This is a genomic window from Mesoflavibacter zeaxanthinifaciens DSM 18436, assembly GCF_000422365.1.
In the GTDB taxonomy this organism is placed as follows: Bacteria; Bacteroidota; Bacteroidia; order Flavobacteriales; family Flavobacteriaceae; genus Mesoflavibacter; species Mesoflavibacter zeaxanthinifaciens.
On sequence record NZ_AULQ01000011.1, the window covers coordinates 1 to 20,663 of the forward strand.

Annotated in this window: 18 protein-coding genes; 15 read left to right on the forward strand and 3 right to left on the reverse strand. The window is 29.4% G+C overall.

Annotated features, from left to right (window positions below):
* Window positions 1-319 precede the first annotated feature (319 nt).
* From H574_RS0110725 to H574_RS0110795, 14 genes are all read left to right on the forward strand, one after another.
* Complete coding sequence (locus H574_RS0110725) at window positions 320-757, forward strand: hypothetical protein (RefSeq protein ID WP_027880580.1); 438 nt, start codon at window positions 320-322, stop codon at window positions 755-757.
* 167 nt (window positions 758-924) lie between these two features.
* Window positions 925-1,641: a DUF6794 domain-containing protein gene (locus tag H574_RS14165; protein ID WP_036227576.1), complete on the forward strand. Its 717-nt coding sequence runs from the start codon at window positions 925-927 to the stop codon at window positions 1,639-1,641.
* Between the two features lie 153 nt (window positions 1,642-1,794).
* Window positions 1,795-2,439 (forward strand): hypothetical protein, encoded by a 645-nt coding sequence (locus H574_RS0110735; protein WP_027880581.1) that lies wholly within the window; start codon window positions 1,795-1,797, stop codon window positions 2,437-2,439.
* A 160-nt stretch (window positions 2,440-2,599) separates the two neighbouring features.
* Entirely contained in the window at window positions 2,600-2,887 is a 288-nt protein-coding gene (locus tag H574_RS0110740) for a hypothetical protein (RefSeq protein ID WP_027880582.1), read from the forward strand.
* A 114-nt stretch (window positions 2,888-3,001) separates the two neighbouring features.
* The gene (locus H574_RS0110745; protein WP_027880583.1) at window positions 3,002-3,805 is read left to right on the forward strand and encodes a protein NO VEIN domain-containing protein; all 804 of its coding nucleotides are present in this window, start codon (window positions 3,002-3,004) and stop codon (window positions 3,803-3,805) included.
* A gap of 189 nt (window positions 3,806-3,994) precedes the next feature.
* Window positions 3,995-4,540 (forward strand): hypothetical protein, encoded by a 546-nt coding sequence (locus H574_RS0110750; protein ID WP_027880584.1) that lies wholly within the window; start codon window positions 3,995-3,997, stop codon window positions 4,538-4,540.
* Window positions 4,537-5,238 carry a hypothetical protein gene (locus H574_RS0110755; protein ID WP_027880585.1) on the forward strand — a complete coding sequence of 234 codons (702 nt, stop codon included), beginning with the start codon at window positions 4,537-4,539 and terminating at the stop codon, window positions 5,236-5,238. Before H574_RS0110750 ends, H574_RS0110755 begins: the two co-directional genes overlap by 4 nt.
* The gene (locus tag H574_RS0110760) at window positions 5,225-5,983 is read left to right on the forward strand and encodes a hypothetical protein (protein WP_027880586.1); all 759 of its coding nucleotides are present in this window, start codon (window positions 5,225-5,227) and stop codon (window positions 5,981-5,983) included. Before H574_RS0110755 ends, H574_RS0110760 begins: the two co-directional genes overlap by 14 nt.
* A 164-nt stretch (window positions 5,984-6,147) precedes the next feature.
* The gene (locus H574_RS0110765) at window positions 6,148-7,137 is read left to right on the forward strand and encodes a hypothetical protein (RefSeq protein ID WP_027880587.1); all 990 of its coding nucleotides are present in this window, start codon (window positions 6,148-6,150) and stop codon (window positions 7,135-7,137) included.
* 157 nt (window positions 7,138-7,294) lie between these two features.
* Window positions 7,295-8,578: a TlpA family protein disulfide reductase gene (locus tag H574_RS14455; RefSeq protein WP_051169879.1), complete on the forward strand. Its 1,284-nt coding sequence runs from the start codon at window positions 7,295-7,297 to the stop codon at window positions 8,576-8,578.
* 387 nt (window positions 8,579-8,965) lie between these two features.
* Window positions 8,966-11,449 carry a T9SS type A sorting domain-containing protein gene (locus H574_RS0110775; RefSeq protein ID WP_027880588.1) on the forward strand — a complete coding sequence of 828 codons (2,484 nt, stop codon included), beginning with the start codon at window positions 8,966-8,968 and terminating at the stop codon, window positions 11,447-11,449.
* A 156-nt stretch (window positions 11,450-11,605) separates the two neighbouring features.
* Window positions 11,606-12,223 (forward strand): hypothetical protein, encoded by a 618-nt coding sequence (locus H574_RS0110785; protein ID WP_027880589.1) that lies wholly within the window; start codon window positions 11,606-11,608, stop codon window positions 12,221-12,223.
* A gap of 203 nt (window positions 12,224-12,426) precedes the next feature.
* Window positions 12,427-12,753, forward strand: a complete 327-nt coding sequence (locus H574_RS0110790; protein ID WP_027880590.1) for a DMT family transporter — start codon at window positions 12,427-12,429, stop codon at window positions 12,751-12,753.
* Window positions 12,754-12,805: 52 nt separating this feature from the next.
* Window positions 12,806-13,312: a hypothetical protein gene (locus tag H574_RS0110795; protein ID WP_027880591.1), complete on the forward strand. Its 507-nt coding sequence runs from the start codon at window positions 12,806-12,808 to the stop codon at window positions 13,310-13,312.
* A 102-nt stretch (window positions 13,313-13,414) separates the two neighbouring features.
* On the opposite strand, the gene H574_RS0110800 is transcribed toward H574_RS0110795, so the two are convergent.
* Window positions 13,415-15,010 (reverse strand): T9SS type A sorting domain-containing protein, encoded by a 1,596-nt coding sequence (locus tag H574_RS0110800; protein WP_027880592.1) that lies wholly within the window; start codon window positions 15,008-15,010, stop codon window positions 13,415-13,417.
* A gap of 184 nt (window positions 15,011-15,194) precedes the next feature.
* Between H574_RS0110800 and H574_RS0110805 the strand changes: the two genes are divergently transcribed.
* Entirely contained in the window at window positions 15,195-18,410 is a 3,216-nt protein-coding gene (locus H574_RS0110805) for a T9SS type A sorting domain-containing protein (protein WP_027880593.1), read from the forward strand.
* 38 nt (window positions 18,411-18,448) lie between these two features.
* On the opposite strand, the gene H574_RS0110810 is transcribed toward H574_RS0110805, so the two are convergent.
* Window positions 18,449-19,150, reverse strand: coding sequence for a response regulator transcription factor (locus H574_RS0110810; protein ID WP_027880594.1), 702 nt, complete (start codon window positions 19,148-19,150; stop codon window positions 18,449-18,451).
* A complete protein-coding gene (locus H574_RS0110815) occupies window positions 19,122-20,528 on the reverse strand; it encodes a sensor histidine kinase (RefSeq protein WP_027880595.1) in 1,407 nt (468 codons plus the stop codon). The genes H574_RS0110810 and H574_RS0110815 overlap by 29 nt, the downstream gene beginning before the upstream one ends.
* Window positions 20,529-20,663: the final 135 nt, after the last annotated feature.

The following is a 20,663-nucleotide window of genomic DNA, read 5'->3' on the forward strand; positions in this document are numbered from 1 at the left end:
TGAATTGAAAATGTAAAACGGAACTGTGCGCTGAAACCAACTCGTGCGGAATTAAAAAACGTGAATTGATCACTTCTACTCTATCGAATTCCAAAATTGCTGAATCAAAACGTGGAATTGAATAGCAAAACGCAAAACAAAACGCTGAGTGAATCTCAAAAAACTGAAATATAACTGCAACCAACAATGTATAAATTCAATTGCGGCTGAATTTCCTACGGAAATTCATTGCAATTTTCTATCTTTCAGTCTTAATCGGAAAATCGTACCGATTTTCCGCAACTGAAATTTATACGCTAACGTTGGCAGTAATAAAAAAATGAGAAAAAGAATTTCAGCGAGTAATAAAATTAAAAAATATTTCATTCTTATATGTTTAGGAATTTTACTCTTTATGAGTTTTAATATCTACTTCGAAAATGGCTTTGATATTTTTATTACATTGTTACTCATCCTAATGGTTTCTATTTTCTCTTCAATTTATTTATATTTTGACAGAATGAAAATCTTAGAATATGACCAAAACTATTTGTTTATTAAAGAAAAAAATAATGAAAAGAAAATAAAACTGGAGCAAATTAAAAAATTTAAGAAAACAAACATTGAAGTTAATGACCAAAGTATTTGGAGAATATATTACACAGACAAACATAACACTGAAAAATCAATAAGAATGAGGCCTAGATTTAATTCTGAGTATTTTAATGAATTTAAAAAGAGTGTCAAACTTAGAAATGAAAACCTGATTATAGAATAATAAAATTTGAATTATAGTAAGAATACTACTGCCAACAATGTATAACCGCAATTACGGCAGATTCGACTGCGTCCGAATCCACTCGGAATTGCTAACGCCAGTTCTTAACCGAAAATCATTAACTTTAATCCCGTAACTGACGGTTATACGAGACCGTTGTAGCACATATGAAAAAAATCCTGAAAATATCATTCTTTCTGATTGTCACAATTGGATATTCCCAATCAGATTGTGAAAAATATACCGAAAAATATATACCAATAGATTTAGAAGATGCTTTTGCTTTTTTTGAATGTAATTGGTCAAAAGAAGATTTAGAAACATTTAAAAATACAGAAGAAGAATCAGCAACAATTTCTCTTCACAGAGGTTTTGGAATGAATATCAGAAATGGTTGGGGATTATGGAAACGTGAGGGAAAATTAGTTGAATTTCTTAGTGAAAAAGGAATTTATCATCCAGAAGATATGTCTGCGGTTATTTTTACTTCATTTCATAGAAAACTAAATAACAAACCTATTGAACTTGAAAAACAAGCAGAATTTTATCAAGAATATTGGAAAAAAGTAAACGAAAGGCAACGAAAAGAATATTCTAAAGAATTTGAGAAATTTAAAGTGAACGATACATTAAACTTTAAGTATTTGAGAGAATACATTTCAAAAGAACAAAAAGAATTAGCCGAATCTGGAAAATGTATAGCCAAAGGAATTTTACTTGAAAAAAGAGAGTCTGACTTTTATCTCAAAATAAAGCTGATTGAGAGTTGTGACGAAAAAGGCTTGTACACTGGATTAGATTGGGGAGAACCGAATCGAAGAATAACCAAAGTTGGAGATGTTGAATGGATTTATTACAACGATTGGGAATCAAAAATAGAATAAATAATACGTGCTACAACAACGTTTATAGCTCATTGCGGCTGAATTCCTAATCGGAATTCATTGCAATTTGCTATCTTTCGGTTCCGTCGGAAAATCATAGCTGATTTTCCGCAACGAGCGATACACAAAACCGTTGTAGCACATTTGAACAAAATGCAGAAATCTATAATAATCATATTGCTTCTGATTTTTAATCTGACCTTTGGACAAGAAAAGATTGACCCAACGGAATCGCTCATTTCGGAATTTAAAGCGGAACTGAACGAAAAAAATATAACGGATTTTTTTGTATTAAAACGGATTACATACGGAACTGCATATATTGTGGATTTGAGTGACCCAAATTCTTGTAATCCTAATGGAATTTACTTTACAATGTACGCGTTTTGGAAAGATGGAAAAGACAGCTATGTAAAAAAGTTTGATAATTGCGGACGATTTAATTCATTAAAGTTGCCCGATTCAAAACCAATCAAACTTTATAAAAAGAACTACGAAAAGATAAAATCCGAAAAAGTAAAATCATATCAATTAACACCTGACAGTTTAGGAAAAGACAGATTAGTTTACAAAAGTATTTCCTCTCGAACTCATCAACCTTTAAGATACTTTTGGTTTTTTACTGAGTCAACCGAATTCACTAATCATTTTGATACTTACGATTTAACAACAGAAAAGGATAAACCGAATTTGAATTACAAATCAAACAACGAACTTCAATTAGTCAAACTGAATGCAATTTGTGAAGAAATTATTGATGAGTTTAATGAAAAAAATATGTTTAACCGAATAGAATAAAAAACGTGCTACAACAACGTGTATAGCTCATTGCGGCTGAATTCCTAATCGGAATTCATTGCAATTTGCTATCTTTGGGTTACGGCGGAAAATCATAACTGATTTTCCGCAACGAGCCATACACAAAACCGTTGCCAACCATTAAAAAATTACGCTCTGAATGATTGAAATTAACGAGAAAACTTTTGAATACGCTTTAACTGAATTCAAAAATATTGTGGAAAAAGACACGACTGAAAAACTCGTTGAATTTAAAACAAACAATTTTATAAATGAACACGAAAACTACAAATACGCAGTTTTAGAACAAGCAAAAAACAGACTTTTAACCAAAACTTGGAAAGAGAATGAAATTGGAAATGGCAGAATTTTAAAATCAGTAAAAGATTCAATTCAGACAAATGTCATTTACAATTATGAAACTCATCAAAACAATTTAATTGATTGAAGAAAAAAGGACAATTTTAGTAAACTAAAAGCGAATCAAAAAAACGAAAAATTACTTTTTGAGTTTTTTAAAAGTAAAATCAAAGACGAAAAGGCTTTTGACCAATTTTCAGAATTGGGATTTTCATATCAATTAATTGCATATTTATTCTTTATTAAAAACTCTCAAAAATATCTTCCGATTTCACAAACGAGATTTGATTTAATTTTTAGTTCTTTAAATATCGACTTAAAAACAAGTCATAATTCATCTTGGGAGAATTATCAAGAATTTGTTGGAATAATTAAACAATTTCAAAACTATCTTAAAACAAAGTTTAGCGGAATTGAATTGCTTGACGCTCATTCATTTTTATGGATTTATGGTTTTCAATTTGAGAAATCTAAAGAAAATACAGAAGTAAGAATTCAATCTAAAAAAACTGCCGAAAAGAAAAAACCTGAATTGCCAAATTACCAACCGAGAAAAACAATTGACTTGGAAACTTTGGTAGAACCTGAAACCGAAATTGATTATATAAAACAACTTGAAAAACAAATGGAAATCGGAAATTTAGCCGAAGAAATTGTTTTGAAGAGCGAAATAGAGTTTTTAAGAACTGATTATCCAGATTTAGCCGAAAAAGTTCGTTCAGTTGCTAATAATCCGAAACTTGGTTTTGACATTATTTCGTTTGAAATTGATGGAACACAGAAACAAATTGAAGTCAAGGCTATTTCGACTAACAAATCGAACAAAAGTTTCTTTCTATCTCGAAACGAATTTAGAAAGTCAAAAGAATATCCAAATTATTATTTATACTGCGTTTCTGAATTAAGTTCAGAAAAGCCAAAAATATTGAGAATTAAACAACCGAATTTTGAAAACGAAAATGATTTTAAAATGGAACCTATGACTTATAAAATAACATTTGAATAGAAAAATAACGGTTGGCAACACCGTATATAATCCATTGCTAGTACTAGCCTACTTACGAAAATCCTCGCGGATTTTCTATTCGGTTTTTATTTGCTAAATTACGTGCTAAACCACGCAACAAACCATATACAAACACGTTGGCAGTAAGCACCAAACTGTAACTAAAAATTATGAAAAAAAAGAAAATTAATGAATAGTATCTATTATAGTTATTTTATTCCAAGAGGAATTTTTCTTTTAATATTTTTAGTAATTGGATATTCAATTTTTAAAAAAGGGATACCAAAATGGACTTTAATAATATTTATTCCACTTGCATTTTTTTTTGGTTTTTTCACTTTTTTAGGCCCGAATTTACTTGAAAATATTAGCGTTTATGAAAAGTTGAAAAACTTGGAAACTGAAAGTGTAAAAGAAATAAATATATTTAATATAAGTTTTACAGAAAACAATAATGAACCAATTCCAAATTCACTTTACAAAATTGAAAACAAAAAAGAAATTGAATTTATTGTAAATTCTTTAAAACAAAATGAATTTTATAATCAAAACTTTGGTGGAATTGAAAAGTTTTATGGAATGACAATTATTTTAAAAGATAAATCAGAAATTAATTTTAAGATTCTAAAATCAAAGGAAAATATATATCCTGAATTATTAAATAAAAAAAGCGGAAAATATTATTCTATTGGAACTTACAAAAACAATTTAATTTCGGAAATACTAATTGAATGAACGAATATTTAGTAATAACTCTAATCTTTTTGGTCTATTTTTCACCAGTATTTTATCATTTATACCTCGCTATAAAAGAAAATAAGGAAGGGAATAAAATTCGGCTGAAAAAGTTTAAAAAGTTCTTGAAGTATAGTGTTATGATAATTATTCCAGTAATAATCGGATTTGGAATTTTAAGTCATACTAACTATTTGAATTACGAAAAACCTTTGACTTTTGACAAATATGACCAAATTACCTTTGATAATTTCAGAGGACTTGAGTTCTTCAAAAAATCACTTTATGGGAATGAAAGGTTTGCATATGTAGTTACATCAATAGACAGCGAAATTGAGGATAATTCAGTAACTGTTCAATCACTTTTCTATCCTTCAAGCTCATTTGTTTACAAAAAGAATACAAATAGTAAGGAATTGCTAACACACGAAAAGTATCATATTAAAATAACCGAATTATTCGCAAGAAAAGCAAAAGAGAAAATATCAAAACTAAATAGGTTTGACGATAAAAAAATCGAGGGAATAATTCGGCAAGCTGAACAAGACGAAAGAAAATTTCAGAGACAATACGACTACGACACTTTTCATAGTTACGTTTTGAGCGAACAAAAGAGATATGAAAAAGAAGTTGATAGTTTACTAAATTTACTGACTGAATATAAAAAACCAAAAATAGAATTTAATGACAAAAATTAGAATTATCCTTATAGCTTTAATTAGCTTAATTATAACAAGTTGTAATACAGAAAAACACAAATTCCCACTTGACAAACGTTATAGGGACTTAAATGACTACGATGATGCAGTTTTAGAATTAAATTATGGATACGAAGCTGATGAAAAACTGCCGACTTTTGACGACCCAGAAACGAGAATAATCGTAGAAAAGCTAACTGACCAACAAAATTTCAATATTGTACTTGATGACAATGAATTAGGACTAAAACATAGAAACGAAGTAGCTGAAAAATTTTTTAATGAGTGGAAAAATATGAATAATATCTACGATGCGCTCGATAGAAAAGACCAGTATTTATATGACAAAGAAATGCTTGCAGTTTGGCATTTTGGTTTAGGACTTCAGCTAAAATATTTTAAATTAGGGAATGACCAAATCAAAGAAAATGCGGACGACCCAAATTCGTCAAGAGTTAAGAATAACATTAATTCAAACGTTAAGACCTTAATAAGTAACTACTTAATTTATTTGGACGAGATAAATAACGAAAAAGCATTTACAGAAAGTGGAAAAGATAAACTTGCAGATGGAATTGACAAATACTTTCCAGCCTTGATTGAACTTTATCCAGACGCAAATTACAGCGGAATGAAAAACAAAGCGGAATTGATGTTAAAGAAAGCTGAATCGGACAAAATTAAATCGTCGCTGAATAAATTAATTGAACTGATTGACTCGAAAAGCAAAAAAGAAACTGAATAAATAACTGCCTACAACAACGTGTAAGCGCAATAACGGCTGAATTTCCTAATAGGAAATTCAACTCGTTTTGCTAAATTAGGTGCGTCAGCGGAAAGTACTCGCGCACTTTCCCGTTACTGAAGCTTACACAAAACCGTTGTAACACATTTGACCAAATCAACAAAATGAAGAAAAACAAATTAAACATTCTGACTTTTTTACTTCTAATTCCATTCATTGGAATTGGACAAATACCGAAAGGACATTTTTTAGATGCAGACAAAAAAGCTGAAAGAGGATATAAAGTAAAGCCTTTTAAACAAGAAAAAGAGGGAATTTATCATTATGCAGTATTAACAGAATTACCATTTGAAAACGATTGTGATTCTGGACTTTCGGAAAAAGAACAAATTGCCTGTTCCGAACAAAATTTGAGAAACTTCATTTACCCTAAACTTCCATCAGAAATTAAATTTAAGGGCAATGTTTATGTTTATTTGACTGTAACGGAGAATTCGGAGTCTGAAAATATTACTGTAAGTTCGTATCCAAAGTCAGAACAGACAAACGAAATCATAAAAGAAGCCATTAATTCAATCGAATTTAGACCTGGAAAATTTAATGACAAAATCGTAAAATCAAGACTTTGGACTTCATTTACATTTCCGTCATCATCAAACGAACTTTTCTCTGTGTCTTTGGCAAAAATGAAAGAAGTCGAAAATCCTAAATATGAAGACTATGAAAATCTGATTTTCGATGCAAGTCAATATATTTTTTCAAATCCAGTTTATCCAAATGGAACTGAATTTAAATCAGCCGCTCAAATTGTTGGATTTTGGATGAATAAAGATATCGGAATGGGAATACCAACTTTTGGAAAATTCTACGACGCTTTAACGAACGAAAACAAACAACAATTTCTTTATGTTGTTGCAATGATAAATTACGGATTAGACCAAAAAATAAATCACAACCGAATTTTGGAGTGCAAACCAAAAGACGGACAGAAATATAGCGAACAAGAAGATGTAAAAGAAGTTCAACTTGGAGGAGCAAAAATCTTACTAGAATTTATTGGAGACAAAGAAAATAATGTTCCAATGAATTCAAAGACAAAAAAATATTATAAAGCTTACGAAAAAGGAGAGCTTGAAGAGCAAATGAATAAATAAAAACGTGTTACAACAATGGCTATAATTCATTGCGGTTGAATTCCTAATCGGAATTCAACGCTTATTTATTATCTTTCGGCTACGGCGGAAAGAATCCTGCGGATTTTTCCGCAACGAAATCATAGCCAAAACCGTTGTACACCATTTAAGAAAACCTATGAAAAAACTTACAATCCTACTTGTTTTAATTAACCTATTTGCTTGTCAAGAAGAATCTAAACAATGCGATTTAATTAATTTAAAACTTACAGAGATTCAAGGTTACGGACCTTTTGAAAAGCGATTTGGATTTTTGGATTGGACACCACTAACTGAAAAAGGAATTTGGGGAAATACCGAAATTAAAACAACTGGAATACCAAAAAATTGGACTAAATCAAATGTAACTCAAGTATGGTTTGATAGTCATCAATTTGCTTATCAAAATTACAAACAAGGATATTTAAGTGATGAATTCTTCAATGACTTAAAAGCATCTTGGAAAATTGATTTAAACAAAAGAAAATTGTCTGAAAAGCCTATTAATTGTTTTGTCCACGTAGCAATCGGAACAAATCAAAATGACGAACTTGAATACATTATTGACACAAACTATGATAATGACTTTTCCGATGAAGAAATCCTAAAACCAACACCAAGAGCATTTGAATTAGATTATCAAAAGCTAATTGAAAAGTCTAAATCAGTAGTTGCACAAATAAGTACTAATAGTGGAATCAAGGAAAAAGAAATAAAGATTTTAGTTCTTTCAACAAGCGACGGAGACTTAATTTATAATTTCCCACAAATCGCAGAAACCACTTATCAAGAAAATAAAATCCTAGTGAGCAACGGGTTTTCAAATCTCACCTACGATGATAAAAGTATAATTGCAATCGATGATGAGAATACAGAAATTGTCGGTTTAAACGAATTTATCAAAATAAATAATGACCTTTATAAAAATCTTGGTGTTGATATAAACTCAAACGAACTTCGACTACTTGAAATGCCAAAGGATACTATTTTATATCCATCAAGAATTGGATTTAATGCAAAACCATTTACAGTTAAAAAACTTGACTCAAACGATTCTTTAAAGTTAGATAATTTTAAAGATAAACTTTTATACCTAGAATTCTGGGGAACTTGGTGCGCACCTTGTATCAATGAAATTCCTAATTTAAAAAAGGCTTATGATGAAACAGATAGAAATGATGTTGAATTTTTAGGAGTTGCTGTATTCGATACAAAAGAAAAGCTAAAAAGTGCAATTGAGAAATACGAAATAAATTGGCCTCAAGTTTTGGATGCAGACTCAGATAAATTCAAAGAAAGTTACAATGTGTCCGGTTACCCAACCTCATTTTTAATAGATAAAAAAGGAAAAATAATTGCAAAGAATTTAAGAGGAGAAAAACTATTGGATACTTTGAATTACTATTTAAAAGAAACGAAATAAAAATGGTGTACAACAACGGCTATAGTTCATTACGGCTGAAATTCCTAATCGGAATTTCAAGCCTTTTTTCTAAATTTATGGTTACGACGGAATGATACTCGCGTACCATTCCGTAACGAAACCATAGCCAAAACCGATGGTATATATTTACCTAAGGCTCGTAGAATTGCGTTTCACAAACGCTTCCCTTCTACTAATTACATACCATCGTCCACTGTTAATTGCACCTCGACTTTTTAATCGTATATTTATCGAGTCTACGAAAACTCATCACGTAACTACACACATAACCGTGTATAACGAATGAGGTGCAATTATAGCTCTCCGTGAGGCGCGCCTTACTACGCTATACACAGTGGTTGGCAACAATTAAAACAAACAGTGTAAATGAAAAAAGTAATACCAGTTATTATCACATTTTTAATTTTTTACAACTCATATTCTCAATGTGGACAATACATTGAAAATAAGTTAAGTGCCCTTTCGGATGTTAGATTTTGGGACGAAAACAATGGATTTGTTATTGGAGGTTCTTCATTACTGACAACCAATAATGGAGGAGTATCATGGGAAACATATAAACTGCCACATTACCAAGGTTTTTATTATAACCCATTAAATGATGTCGAGTTAATTGATTCTAACAAAGCATTTGTTTTTGGTGCAGATGGAATTATTCTTTTCACTGAAAACAATGGAATAGATTGGGAAAGAAGAATAGGAATTACAGGTCTAGAAAATTTTACAGGAGTTGATTTCATTGACAGTGACAAAGGTTATTTAGTCGGAATAGACGATTATTTAGTTAATGATACAGCTTTTTTATACAAAACAACTGATGGTGGAAATTCTTGGTTAAAAGTGACATCCAACATTTCCTCAATTGATTATGGTGATTTTAGTCCTAAAGATATTTTATTTCTAGATGAAAACATTGGTTATGTTTGGGGAGGTAATACATTTTATAAAACTACTGATGGTGGTGAGACATGGGAATACCAAAATAATCCATCAAACTCATACATAAAAAAATTACAATTCATTGATTCTCAAACTGGGTATTTAAGTGGAGGTAGTTCTATTTATAAAACTGTTGATGGTGGGAATTCTTGGACACAAACAAGTTATTACGTTGAATGGACTACAGGAGCATTTACAATAAACAATAACTACTTGTATTACTCAAGTTATGTTGTAAATGGAATTAAAAAAGTTAATATAAATAGTGATACTGAAGAAAGTGCTAATATCAACCAAGATGGTTTTTTAACCGATATATATTTTATAAATGACAATGTTGGATTTGCTGTAGGCAAAAAAGAACAAGGGTCGCCTAATATGGGAAGATTCATATTTAAGACTACAGATGGTGGAGCTAGTTGGACTCAACTTGATAGTGGTTCGCCGAGAGAAGGATATTCTAATAGTGCTAGATATTTTAAAAAGATTAATGAAAATGAGTATATATATTCAGTTGTTAGTGGAGGTAATTTTACGCATTCATCAATCTTAATTTCTCAAGACAAAGGTTCTAGTTGGAAAAAAGTTTATGAAACGGATGATGTTGTTGGCTTTACTTTATATGCGGAAGGCGATTACATCAGTTATTGGAGGTATTCCAATCCAAACAATTATAGTGAAGGTTATATAATATCAGAATCTTTTGACAAAGGACTAACTTGGACAGATGGTCCTATTTTAAATATTACCGATTTGCCAGCAGACACAAATTATTCTGTAATTAACCTTACCCAAGTATCAGTAAGTGATTTATATATTTTTGGGTTTGGAAATATATACCATTCGACAGATAAAGGTCTAACTTGGAATTTAATCCCAACACCTAGTGATGTGACAACAAGACAGTATCAATTTATAGATGAAAACAATTTTATCTTATATGGGAGTTCTACGAGTTCTGAACCTATTGTTTATAAGACAAATGATGGAGGTGTAAGTTGGGATTTTGTGGCACAGATTTCTGGATATCCACACAATCTTCAATATGATAGATTTGATTATAGTAACTTAAATAAAATATATTTTTACCCTGCATATTCTGGAGGTAAAATTTTCATATATGATATTCCCAACCAAAACCTTATTGAAAGAAATATTTCATATTCTATCAATAAAATAAAAGCAATTGATGATGATTCTTTTATGATACTTGATAACAGCGGAAATCTATATATTTCTCATGATAACGGATTAACTTGGTCTCAACGGTTTTGGGCTGATTATAATAGTTCTTATCCAAATATTTACGTAGAAGATGAGAATAACATTTTCTTATGGGAGTATAATTTTATTCAAAATTTAAAAACATATATACCGTCTAAACCTGAATTGATATTTGGAAACGATAACACTTTAATTAATACAGAAGAAGAATATATTATTCCTGTTGATTTATTTTCAACAACAGAATGGATATTAGAAAGTGGCGGAACATTAATAATAGATAATAATACTAGTTATTATAAAGTGAAAGTTTTATGGGATACCGAAGGAACACATACCCTTAAAGCTAAAAAAATAAATGAATGTGGAGAATCATTATTTATTGAAATTAATGTTGTTGTAAATAACGAAACAAGTGCTGAAGGTTATAATAAAGATGAACTTTTGGTTTATCCAAATCCATTTAATGAAAAGATTTATTTAAATCTTCCTAAAAGATTTGAAGACGAATATCTGAATATATCTATTACAAACACACTAGGCCAAACTGTTTATAAAAATCAAAAAAACTATTCATCTCAAAATATAGAATTGAATGACTTGTCAAATTCAATTAACTCTGGTGTTTATTTTATCAATGTAAAATCTAATAATTATTCGATTACAAAAAAACTAATTAAAAAATAAAATAACTGTTGCCAACATTGGCTATAAGTAATTGATTGTTCTCGCCTACTTCTGAAAATCCTCGCGGATTTTCAGCTTGGTGCGTACTTGCAAAGTTAATCGCTAAACCACGCAACTACTCATAGCCGAAACCGTTGGCAAACATTACACAAAACGATGCGGAAATACAAAAATGTTGAATATACAAACCCATTTGAATTACTATTCTTACTTAGTTCAACAGTAGCCATCTTTTCTGTAATAATTTTCGTGTTGAATAGAGTTATGAGTTTTGGTCTAATAAAAGGAATCTTAGCTTTTGTTCTTGCTGAAATTTATTTCTATATCTTAAAAAAGAAGTTTATAGTAAAAATCTCAGATTTTGAATTAAAATCAAATCAGTTGGAATGGAATAATAAAAATGTTAATTTTAATGATTTAGAATATTATAAAATTCATTGGATAAAAGGAGCTGGAATAAAATTTAAGTTCAAAAATGGAAATACCTTACGAATAAGCTCAAATGATAATTTTTGCAATTCTGAGCAATTCGTGAATTTATGCCAAAATATTGACTCAAAACTATTGAAATATAATAAAGGGCAAATAGAAAGAAAAAGGTCGTTTTTCGAATCTAAACAAGGATATTACTTTGCAGTAATTATGTCAATCTTGTGTGTGATTGGAACTATTTACAAATCATTGACAGATAAAAAAATTAATATTGAGAATTTTGCCTTAATTTTAGTTTCACTAGGAATTATTTGGAGTGGAGTTAAAAGGAAAAGAAAATAACAATCTGCCAACAATGTATAACCGCAAATACGGCAAATTTGACAACCTCAGGATCTACTACTAATTACTTCTACTAAAATATACAATATTAATCTTAAGTTATATTTCAAACTTATTCAACTTTTTAATTATACCTTTAAATAGATAGATCGAACAGATCAAATAACTAAATTTGATATTTTAATTAAAAGAAATTAATAAAGATGAAGTGGTTACTATTAATTATTGCAGGACTTTTTGAAGTTGCTTTTGCTACTTGTTTAGGTAGAGCGAAAGAATCTACTGGTAACGAAACTACTTTTTGGTATATAGGTTTTTTGATTTGTCTTAGTATTAGCATGTTTCTTCTTGTAAAAGCAACTCAACAAATACCTATTGGTACAGCATATGCGGTTTGGACAGGAATTGGAGCTGTTGGAACTGTTCTGGTTGGAGTTGTAATTTTTAAAGAACCTGCTACCTTTTGGCGGTTGTTTTTTATTACTACTCTAATTGCTTCAATTATAGGACTTAAGCTTGTGTCTCATTAAAAAAGCATTTACTAAAATCTATTTGTGTATTAATTACAAACTAATTAAAATTATGAGTAAAAAGGAAGTTTTATGGTTAATTGGATCATTGATTTTAGCTTTCATCTTTAACTATATGATTTTTCATTTTACTAAGCTAAATAAAATATCTGCTTTTAATCTTAATATATACGACACATACTTTGTTATTCCTAAATATCTTATTGCCCTTTTAATAGGAAATTTAATCCTGTTTTGCATTTATCTAATACGCACAATTAAAAACCGTTTTAATAATATAACTTCTAATGTAATTTTAATGCTTTCTTTATTTTTACTAATAATTATTTTTAACAAATTAGGCGTTATTATAGAAAGCATTACACAACAAAATTCTGGTTGGAGTATTTATCCTCCGTTAAGTTCAGGAATCGATATCAAACAAATTGAATTGGAGGCGAAACTTAAAACTAACACTTTTAATACAATTTCTTATCTAATTTTAACCTTTCAAACTCTGTTTATTATTTTTCTAACATATTGTGGCTTTAAAACAGGTATTCGTTTTCAAAAAAAATAAGCAACAGTAACTTAGCGTTATTTTTAGAATATGATATAAAAAAACACTTTTACAAAAAACTGCAAAAGTGCTTTAGATATTAACTATTAGAAAGTTAAGGGATTATTTTTTTATTATTTTAAACTTTGTAGATTGCTCTCCAGAAGTAACATTAATAATGTAAAAACCTGATTGTAGATTAGATAAATCTGCTTTAACTAATTGACTATCCGTCTCTTCTTTTAAAACTGCTTTACCTAGTAAATTGTACACTGTTACATTTGTAATATTTTTATTGTATTTTATGTTTATAACATCATTTACTGGATTTGGATAATATTTAAAATTATTTAGATCAAACTCTGTTGTACTTAAAGTTGCATCATAAGCTCCTATTCTAAACTTTCCAAATTGATAAGCCCATCCCCAAACTCTAATTAAAACTGTTTCTCCTGGAGTTTTATTAGTAAATAATATACCTGCAAATGGATCACCACCAATTACAAATTGGTTATTACAATAAGCTGTACCAGTGTTAGGTGGTGGTATATTGTAATAATAAGGCTGTAAAGTTTCTGTACCACAAGAGCCTGTAAAAGCTTCCATAGCTGTATCACTTAAATTTGTTTCTGTTGGTTCTGCTCTTGTTTCAATAGTAAAGTTACCTGATGGTGGTACAACAACAGAAAACCAAACATCTTTTCCGTATATACCAAAGTCTGGTAGTGTCCCGCAATTTGGAAAGTTAGTGTTGCCTGAATTTACTGTAGCAGATGTAGTCGTTGCTACTATATAACTATTTTCAAAATCTTGCCCTATTGTTAATGGTATAGGGTTAAAGCAATCATCATTTGATGGTGCTTCTGGAGATTTGTAAGCACAAAGGTTAAAATATATTGCTTGTGATGAATTTGAAGATGTTACACTTACATAATAAGTCTGATTTGCAACTAAGTCTGCTAAGATTATATCTTGACATTGAATTAATGGAGATGTTGGACTCTCTTGAAAAGGATTTAAAAAACCTGGAGTACCACTATAAATTGCTAAGTACAAAGGTGTAGAGCCATTTACTAAATCTGCCTTAAATGTATATTCGCCAGTTTCTGGTGCAGTAAAAGTATACCATACATCTGGATTAGAATTACTACACTCTGCTTCATTACTATGTGTTGCATTAGTTGTATAACCCAAAGCTGCACTTTGACAAACTTCATATGTAGAATTTGATAATTCATCAGCAGTTGAAGGCTCATCATTTGATGGTGCATCAGGAAATGGATAAACACATAATCTATACTCTGTAGATTCGTTTGCGCCTCTTGTATTTATATAATAGGTTTGCCCCATTACTAAAGTTGCACTAAAATATCTAGTAGAACAACCTGTCATGCTTGTTAAATTACCAACAGAACCAGAATATACACCTATTCGAACATTTAAGGTATTACCTGATAATTCTTCAATTTTTATTGCATAATCTTGTGTTTGTGTTGGCGTAAAACTGTACCAAGAATCTACCCAATTATCATAATCTGAACTAGGACAAGTAGTAAATTCTGATGATTTTGTAAAACCATAAAAGTCTCCGGTTTGTTCATTTTCACACTCATATGTAAGTGACTCTAAAATTGGTGTTGCTCCTAAAGCTTCATCTGTTTGGGCTATGATTGTGTGAGAAATAAAGAAAATAAAGTGTAATAATAGTTGTCTAGTCATGATACATTCTGTTTAATATGTGCTTACAAAATTGATAAAAAAAAGAAGTTTCTTAATGATGTTTAATTACCGTTAACTTATCGTTAACCTAAACCTGCTTTGTTAAACCACTAATACTAAATAAGTTTACACAGCAAAAATGTTTAACAACATGACTAACCATATTAATTTAAAGAAAATAAAAATGAAAAAACTCTACTTACTACTTGCTTTACTGTTAATAGTTTTGTCTTTAAAAGCACAAACTGTGCAAATAAATGAAGTTACTTTAGGAAATATATCTACAAGTACTTTTCAAGAAACACCAATAGATGCTGATGATAATTACTCTTACAGCCAAAGTATTTTTTTGCAATCAGAAATCAATCAACCTGGTACAATATCAAAAATAACATTTTACACAAATGGTATATTAGAAAACTCTAACAATATAGTAGTTTACATGACTGAAACTTCTAACGATGTATTTGCTTCAAATAGCGACTGGATACCACTTGCAAATTTAACTCAAGTCTACTCTGGTACTTACACTGTATATGGTAATGAAGTTTCATTAATACTAGATACACCTTTTAATTATTCTAATACCGATAATCTTGTTATTGCTGTAGACGAAAATCAAGATGGCAATGATACTTTTGACTTTATTACTCATAATTTAGGATATTCTCAAGCCAATGGTAGGGTTTTACATTATGGTAATAACTTTAATAATCCAGATCCATTAACACCACCATCTGGTACTTTAGATTATTATAGACCAAACATAGAAATTGATTTTAACCCTATAACATGTTATCCTCCAAACCAACCAGAGGTAACAAATACTTATGAAACATCTGCAGATGTAACTTGGCTATCAAGTGATTCTAGTTTTGATTATGTTGTACAAGCTTCAGGACTAGGTAACCCAGATAGCGCAACTGCTGTTAATACAACATCAAATAATGTAAACATAACAGGATTAACTAATAATACTGCTTATGAATTTTATGTAAGAACAAACTGTAACACAGATGGAGTAAGTGATTGGATTGGACCTATATTTTTTAGAACAACTTGCGGTATTGTTGACGATTTTTCTGAGAATTTTGAAACCATGCCTGATGAATTAGTAACACCTTACTGTTGGTCTACAATATCAAATTCTACCGGAACTGCACCAATTACAAAAGTAAATACAAGTGCTTCTCAAGCTTTTTCTGCAGACAATTATTATGAAATACAAATGAATAATGATGATAATTTTATTTTAGCATCACCAGAAAGTACGACTATTGCAGATGGTATGCATAGAATTGAATTTGCAGCAAAAGTAAATTCTGTAGGATCTGATAATACAGTCTTAAAAGTAGGCTTAATGTCAAATCCAAATGACGAAAATACATTTACAGAATTAAACAGTTTTACTTTAACTAATGCATCAGATAATACAAACAACTATTCTTTATACTATGTAAATATTCCTTTAAACGCGTCTGCTAACCATTTAGCATTTAAACCAGAAACTACAGCTTCGTTTAACAAAATTATTTATTTAGATAACATTGTAGTAACAACACAGCCATCTTGTTTTGAAATAATAAACATAGATGCTAATAATATTACTGACACATCTTTTGATTTAACAATTACACCAGATATACAAATACAAACCGAATGGGAAATGGTAATTGTACAAACTGATTTAAACTTTAATCCTGCATTAGAGACTACAATAAACACCTCAACTTTAACAAACACTATTACAACAGACTCTGATGGATTATCCATTATACCAAATAGTCCTTATCGTATTTTTATAAGAGCAAACTGCGATGCAATTGGAAGTGATGGTTCTGGTTATAGTACTTGGTTTGGTCCTTATGATATAAGAACAGCTTGTGCACCATTTAATACAAATTTTACTGAAAATTTTGATAGTTACGTTGATGAAGATTTTCCTTTTTGTTGGAATAAAAACGTAAATTCAACTGGCTCTCCTTTACTAGAAGTTAACACGTCTTCATCTTATGCTAATTCTGGAAATAACGCTATAATAATGAATACAGGTAATGATGCTAATGCCGAAGTATTTTTAATTTTACCTCAACATACAACTGCTAACGATGGTACGCATAGATTAGAGTTTTTTGCTAAGAAAAATACAGCAAACACAGATGCTTCAATTATTGTAGGAACAATGAGTGACCCTTTAAACACAAACACTTTTAATCCTATTACAGAATTAGATATCACTACAGGTGGCTTTTCTGAAAACTTTCTTCAATACTATGTTAATTTACCATCTAACACAGATGAATATGTCGTATTAAAACATGGTGCTGGATCTGGTGCAAGTGTAGCCTTTTACATAGATGACGTTACTATTACTAATCAACCTACGTGTACAGAAGTATATAACGTGGTTGCAGAATACGTTACGGATAGCTCTGTAGAGGTTAGTTGGGATTTTCTTTCTAATCAATCAAGTTGGGAATATACTGTACAATTAGCAGGTACAGGACAACCAACTTCTGGTACTGCTACAAACACTAATATTTCTAATAACAACTTTAATACTTTATCTGCTAATACTGAATATGAAATTTATGTAAGAGCAAATTGTAATACTAACGGTTATAGTGCTTGGGTTGGTCCATTATTTTTTACCACACAATGTTTACCAGAATCAGGAATGTTTAACGAAAGTTTTGAAGGTTTTACAAATAATACAAGTATAGAGCCTTGCTGGTCTAGTTTAATAGATCCTGTATCTACAAGTCCTTACGTAAGGTACAGCACTTTCCAATCTCAAGAAGGATCTGTAAGTGTTAGGATGTATAGCGGTAATGATGAATCTGCTGGTATATTTTTAATTTCTCCAATGATATCAGATTTAGATAATACTAAACAAATACGATTTAATGTATATGATGATAACAATGGAAGCTTAGAAGTTGGGACTATGAGTGATCCATTAGATCCTACTTCATTCACATCTTATCAAACATTTTTAGACGAAGATATGACAGATGATGCTTGGGATGAAAAGATTGTTACATTTGAAAGTTTGTCTGAAAACAACAACTATATAGCTTTTAAATTTAATGCTGCTACAACTTTTGACAACTTGTATTTAGATAATTTTACTTACGAAAACAATCCTTCTTTAGGAACAGACACATTTTTAAGTGATAATGAATTTAAAATTTATCCTAATCCCGTTAAAAACATATTAAATATAGACGCTAACAACATAACTTCTATTAGTATTTATAGTGTAAACGGTAAAGAAGTTTTATCAAAAGACACTAATAGTAATAAAGTTAATGTTTCTGCTTTAGCCAATGGTTTATACTTTATTAATATTAAGGATAATGAAGATAGGGTTACAATTAAAAAGTTTATAAAAAATTAAATAATCAATAAAAAAGCCAGTAAAAATTTACTGGCTTTTTATTCTTCTATTGTAAACTCTAGTCCTACACCTCTAACGCTTTTAATATTAATTTTTTTATCTTCTTTAAGGTGTTTTCTTACTCTAGTAATAAATACATCCATACTTCTTCCAGAAAAAAAGTTACTTTGTCCCCAAACCTTGCTTAATATTTCATCTCTAGGTATTAATTTATTTTTATTAGAAAACAAAAAATATATTAATTGAGCTTCTTTTTCTGTTACTTTAGTTGTCTTGCCATTAATTGATAGAGTAAGATTATTTATATCAAAAAGATAGTTACCTATATTAATTGGTACATCTTGTTCTGTATTAATTGCGATAGTTTTTTGCTGTTTGGTACGTTTAATAATATTATTTATTCTAAGTATAAGTTCTTCTACATCAAATGGTTTTGATATATAATCATCTGCACCAATACTTAAACCTTTTATACGGTCTTCTTTAGCTTTTCTGGCGGTTAAAAATAAGAAAGGTGTTTCAGGATTTTTTTTACTAATCTTTTTAGATAATTTAAAACCATCTAATTTTGGCATCATTACATCTATTATACAAATGTCAAAAGAGTGCATTTTAAATAAATCTAATGCTTCAATACCATCTTTTGCCCAAATAACTTCAAATTTATTGAGCTCTAGGTATTGTTTTAGCGTAAAGCCAAAATCTAAATCATCATCTGCTAATAAAATCCTTTTTTGCATCACTTACTGGAAGCTTTATATAGAATGTTGTGCCTTCTTTTAATTTACTTTCAACATCTATAGTTCCGTTATGAGCTTTCACAATTTGACTGCAGTAATACAATCCTAATCCTAATCCTTTATAGGTATGTTTATTGCGTTCACTCACTCTAAAAAACTTATCAAATATAAGTTTTTTATTTTTTTGTGAAATACCTATACCATTATCTGTTATAGATATGATATGATTGTTATTATGAATATGATATTTAATTTTTAGTACAGTCCCTTCAAATTTTATAGCATTATTTAAAATATTTGTAATTGCTGTACTTATATAAAATGTATCTATCTCTAGGATGGTTTGATTATGTTCTATCTCTCTTAAAAACAAAATATTTTGGGGTAATGTTAGCATATAATCTTCACTAACTTCATGTAAAAAAGAGGTAAGATTTATAGGTTGCTTATTTAATTTAATTTGATGATATCCCAAACTATTATCTACTACTTGATCTATAAGGTTTTGTAGTCGCTTATTCTGTCTATTAATTGTATCTATAGATTCTTTAGATATATCTTTATTGTCTACTGCAAATTTATTTGTTAGTGTTTTTGTTGCTATAGATAAAGTAGCTAATGGTGTCTTTAACTCGTGAGTAATATTGTTAATGAAATCTGTTTTAATATCTGATATTCGTTTAAGTTTAAGTAAATTTCTTATAGAATACGTAACTAAACTTATTAAAAATACAAATAGTAAAAATGATATAAAGAATAAGAATAGTAATTGGTTAAAAATAATTTTATCCCAATCTACTATTTTCATAAAAATACTAGATTTATACTTTACAGTAACACTTTTTGTTTCGCCTAAATTATCAACATACTGTTTATCAAAAGTCCAATTCCATGCATTTATAATTAGTCCTTCTTCCAAAGGAAAGTCATGACCAATTAAAAACCTTGATTTATCCTTACCTTCTTCTAATAATGGCTCTACATTACCATTTTGATCTATTAATAATATGGTAGAAGCTACTTTTTTAAATAAAACATTTTCATTTAAATCTAATTGCTTTGCTCCTTCTGTATAATATTTTAAAAACTGTTTGTTTTTGCTATTAGCAGATTTTTGTAAATCTTCTAATAATTCATTTTTGCTTATTAGTCCTAATTTGTAATCTGGAATTTTATCTAAAAAATCATTACGAAATTGCCAGGAAAGAGAATCTACATAAGGTGTTTTTACAATATTGCCTATTTTTGTTCTGGACTCTACAGCAAAACTTTTTTTTCTTAAATCAAAAGTATTAAAGGTTAAATAACCTTGCATTGTTGTTAAAGCTATTAAGGCTAAAATTGCTCCTAATATTAAAAGTCTTGATTTGATCTGCATACTGCAAATTTGATTAAAAAAACACTAATAGTTAACCTTTAGTATTGTATTAACTTATCGTTAACCCAAAACAAATATCTAAAAATATTGTGGTAATTGTCCTATTAAGCTTTGATTTGGTATTTTGCAATAAGA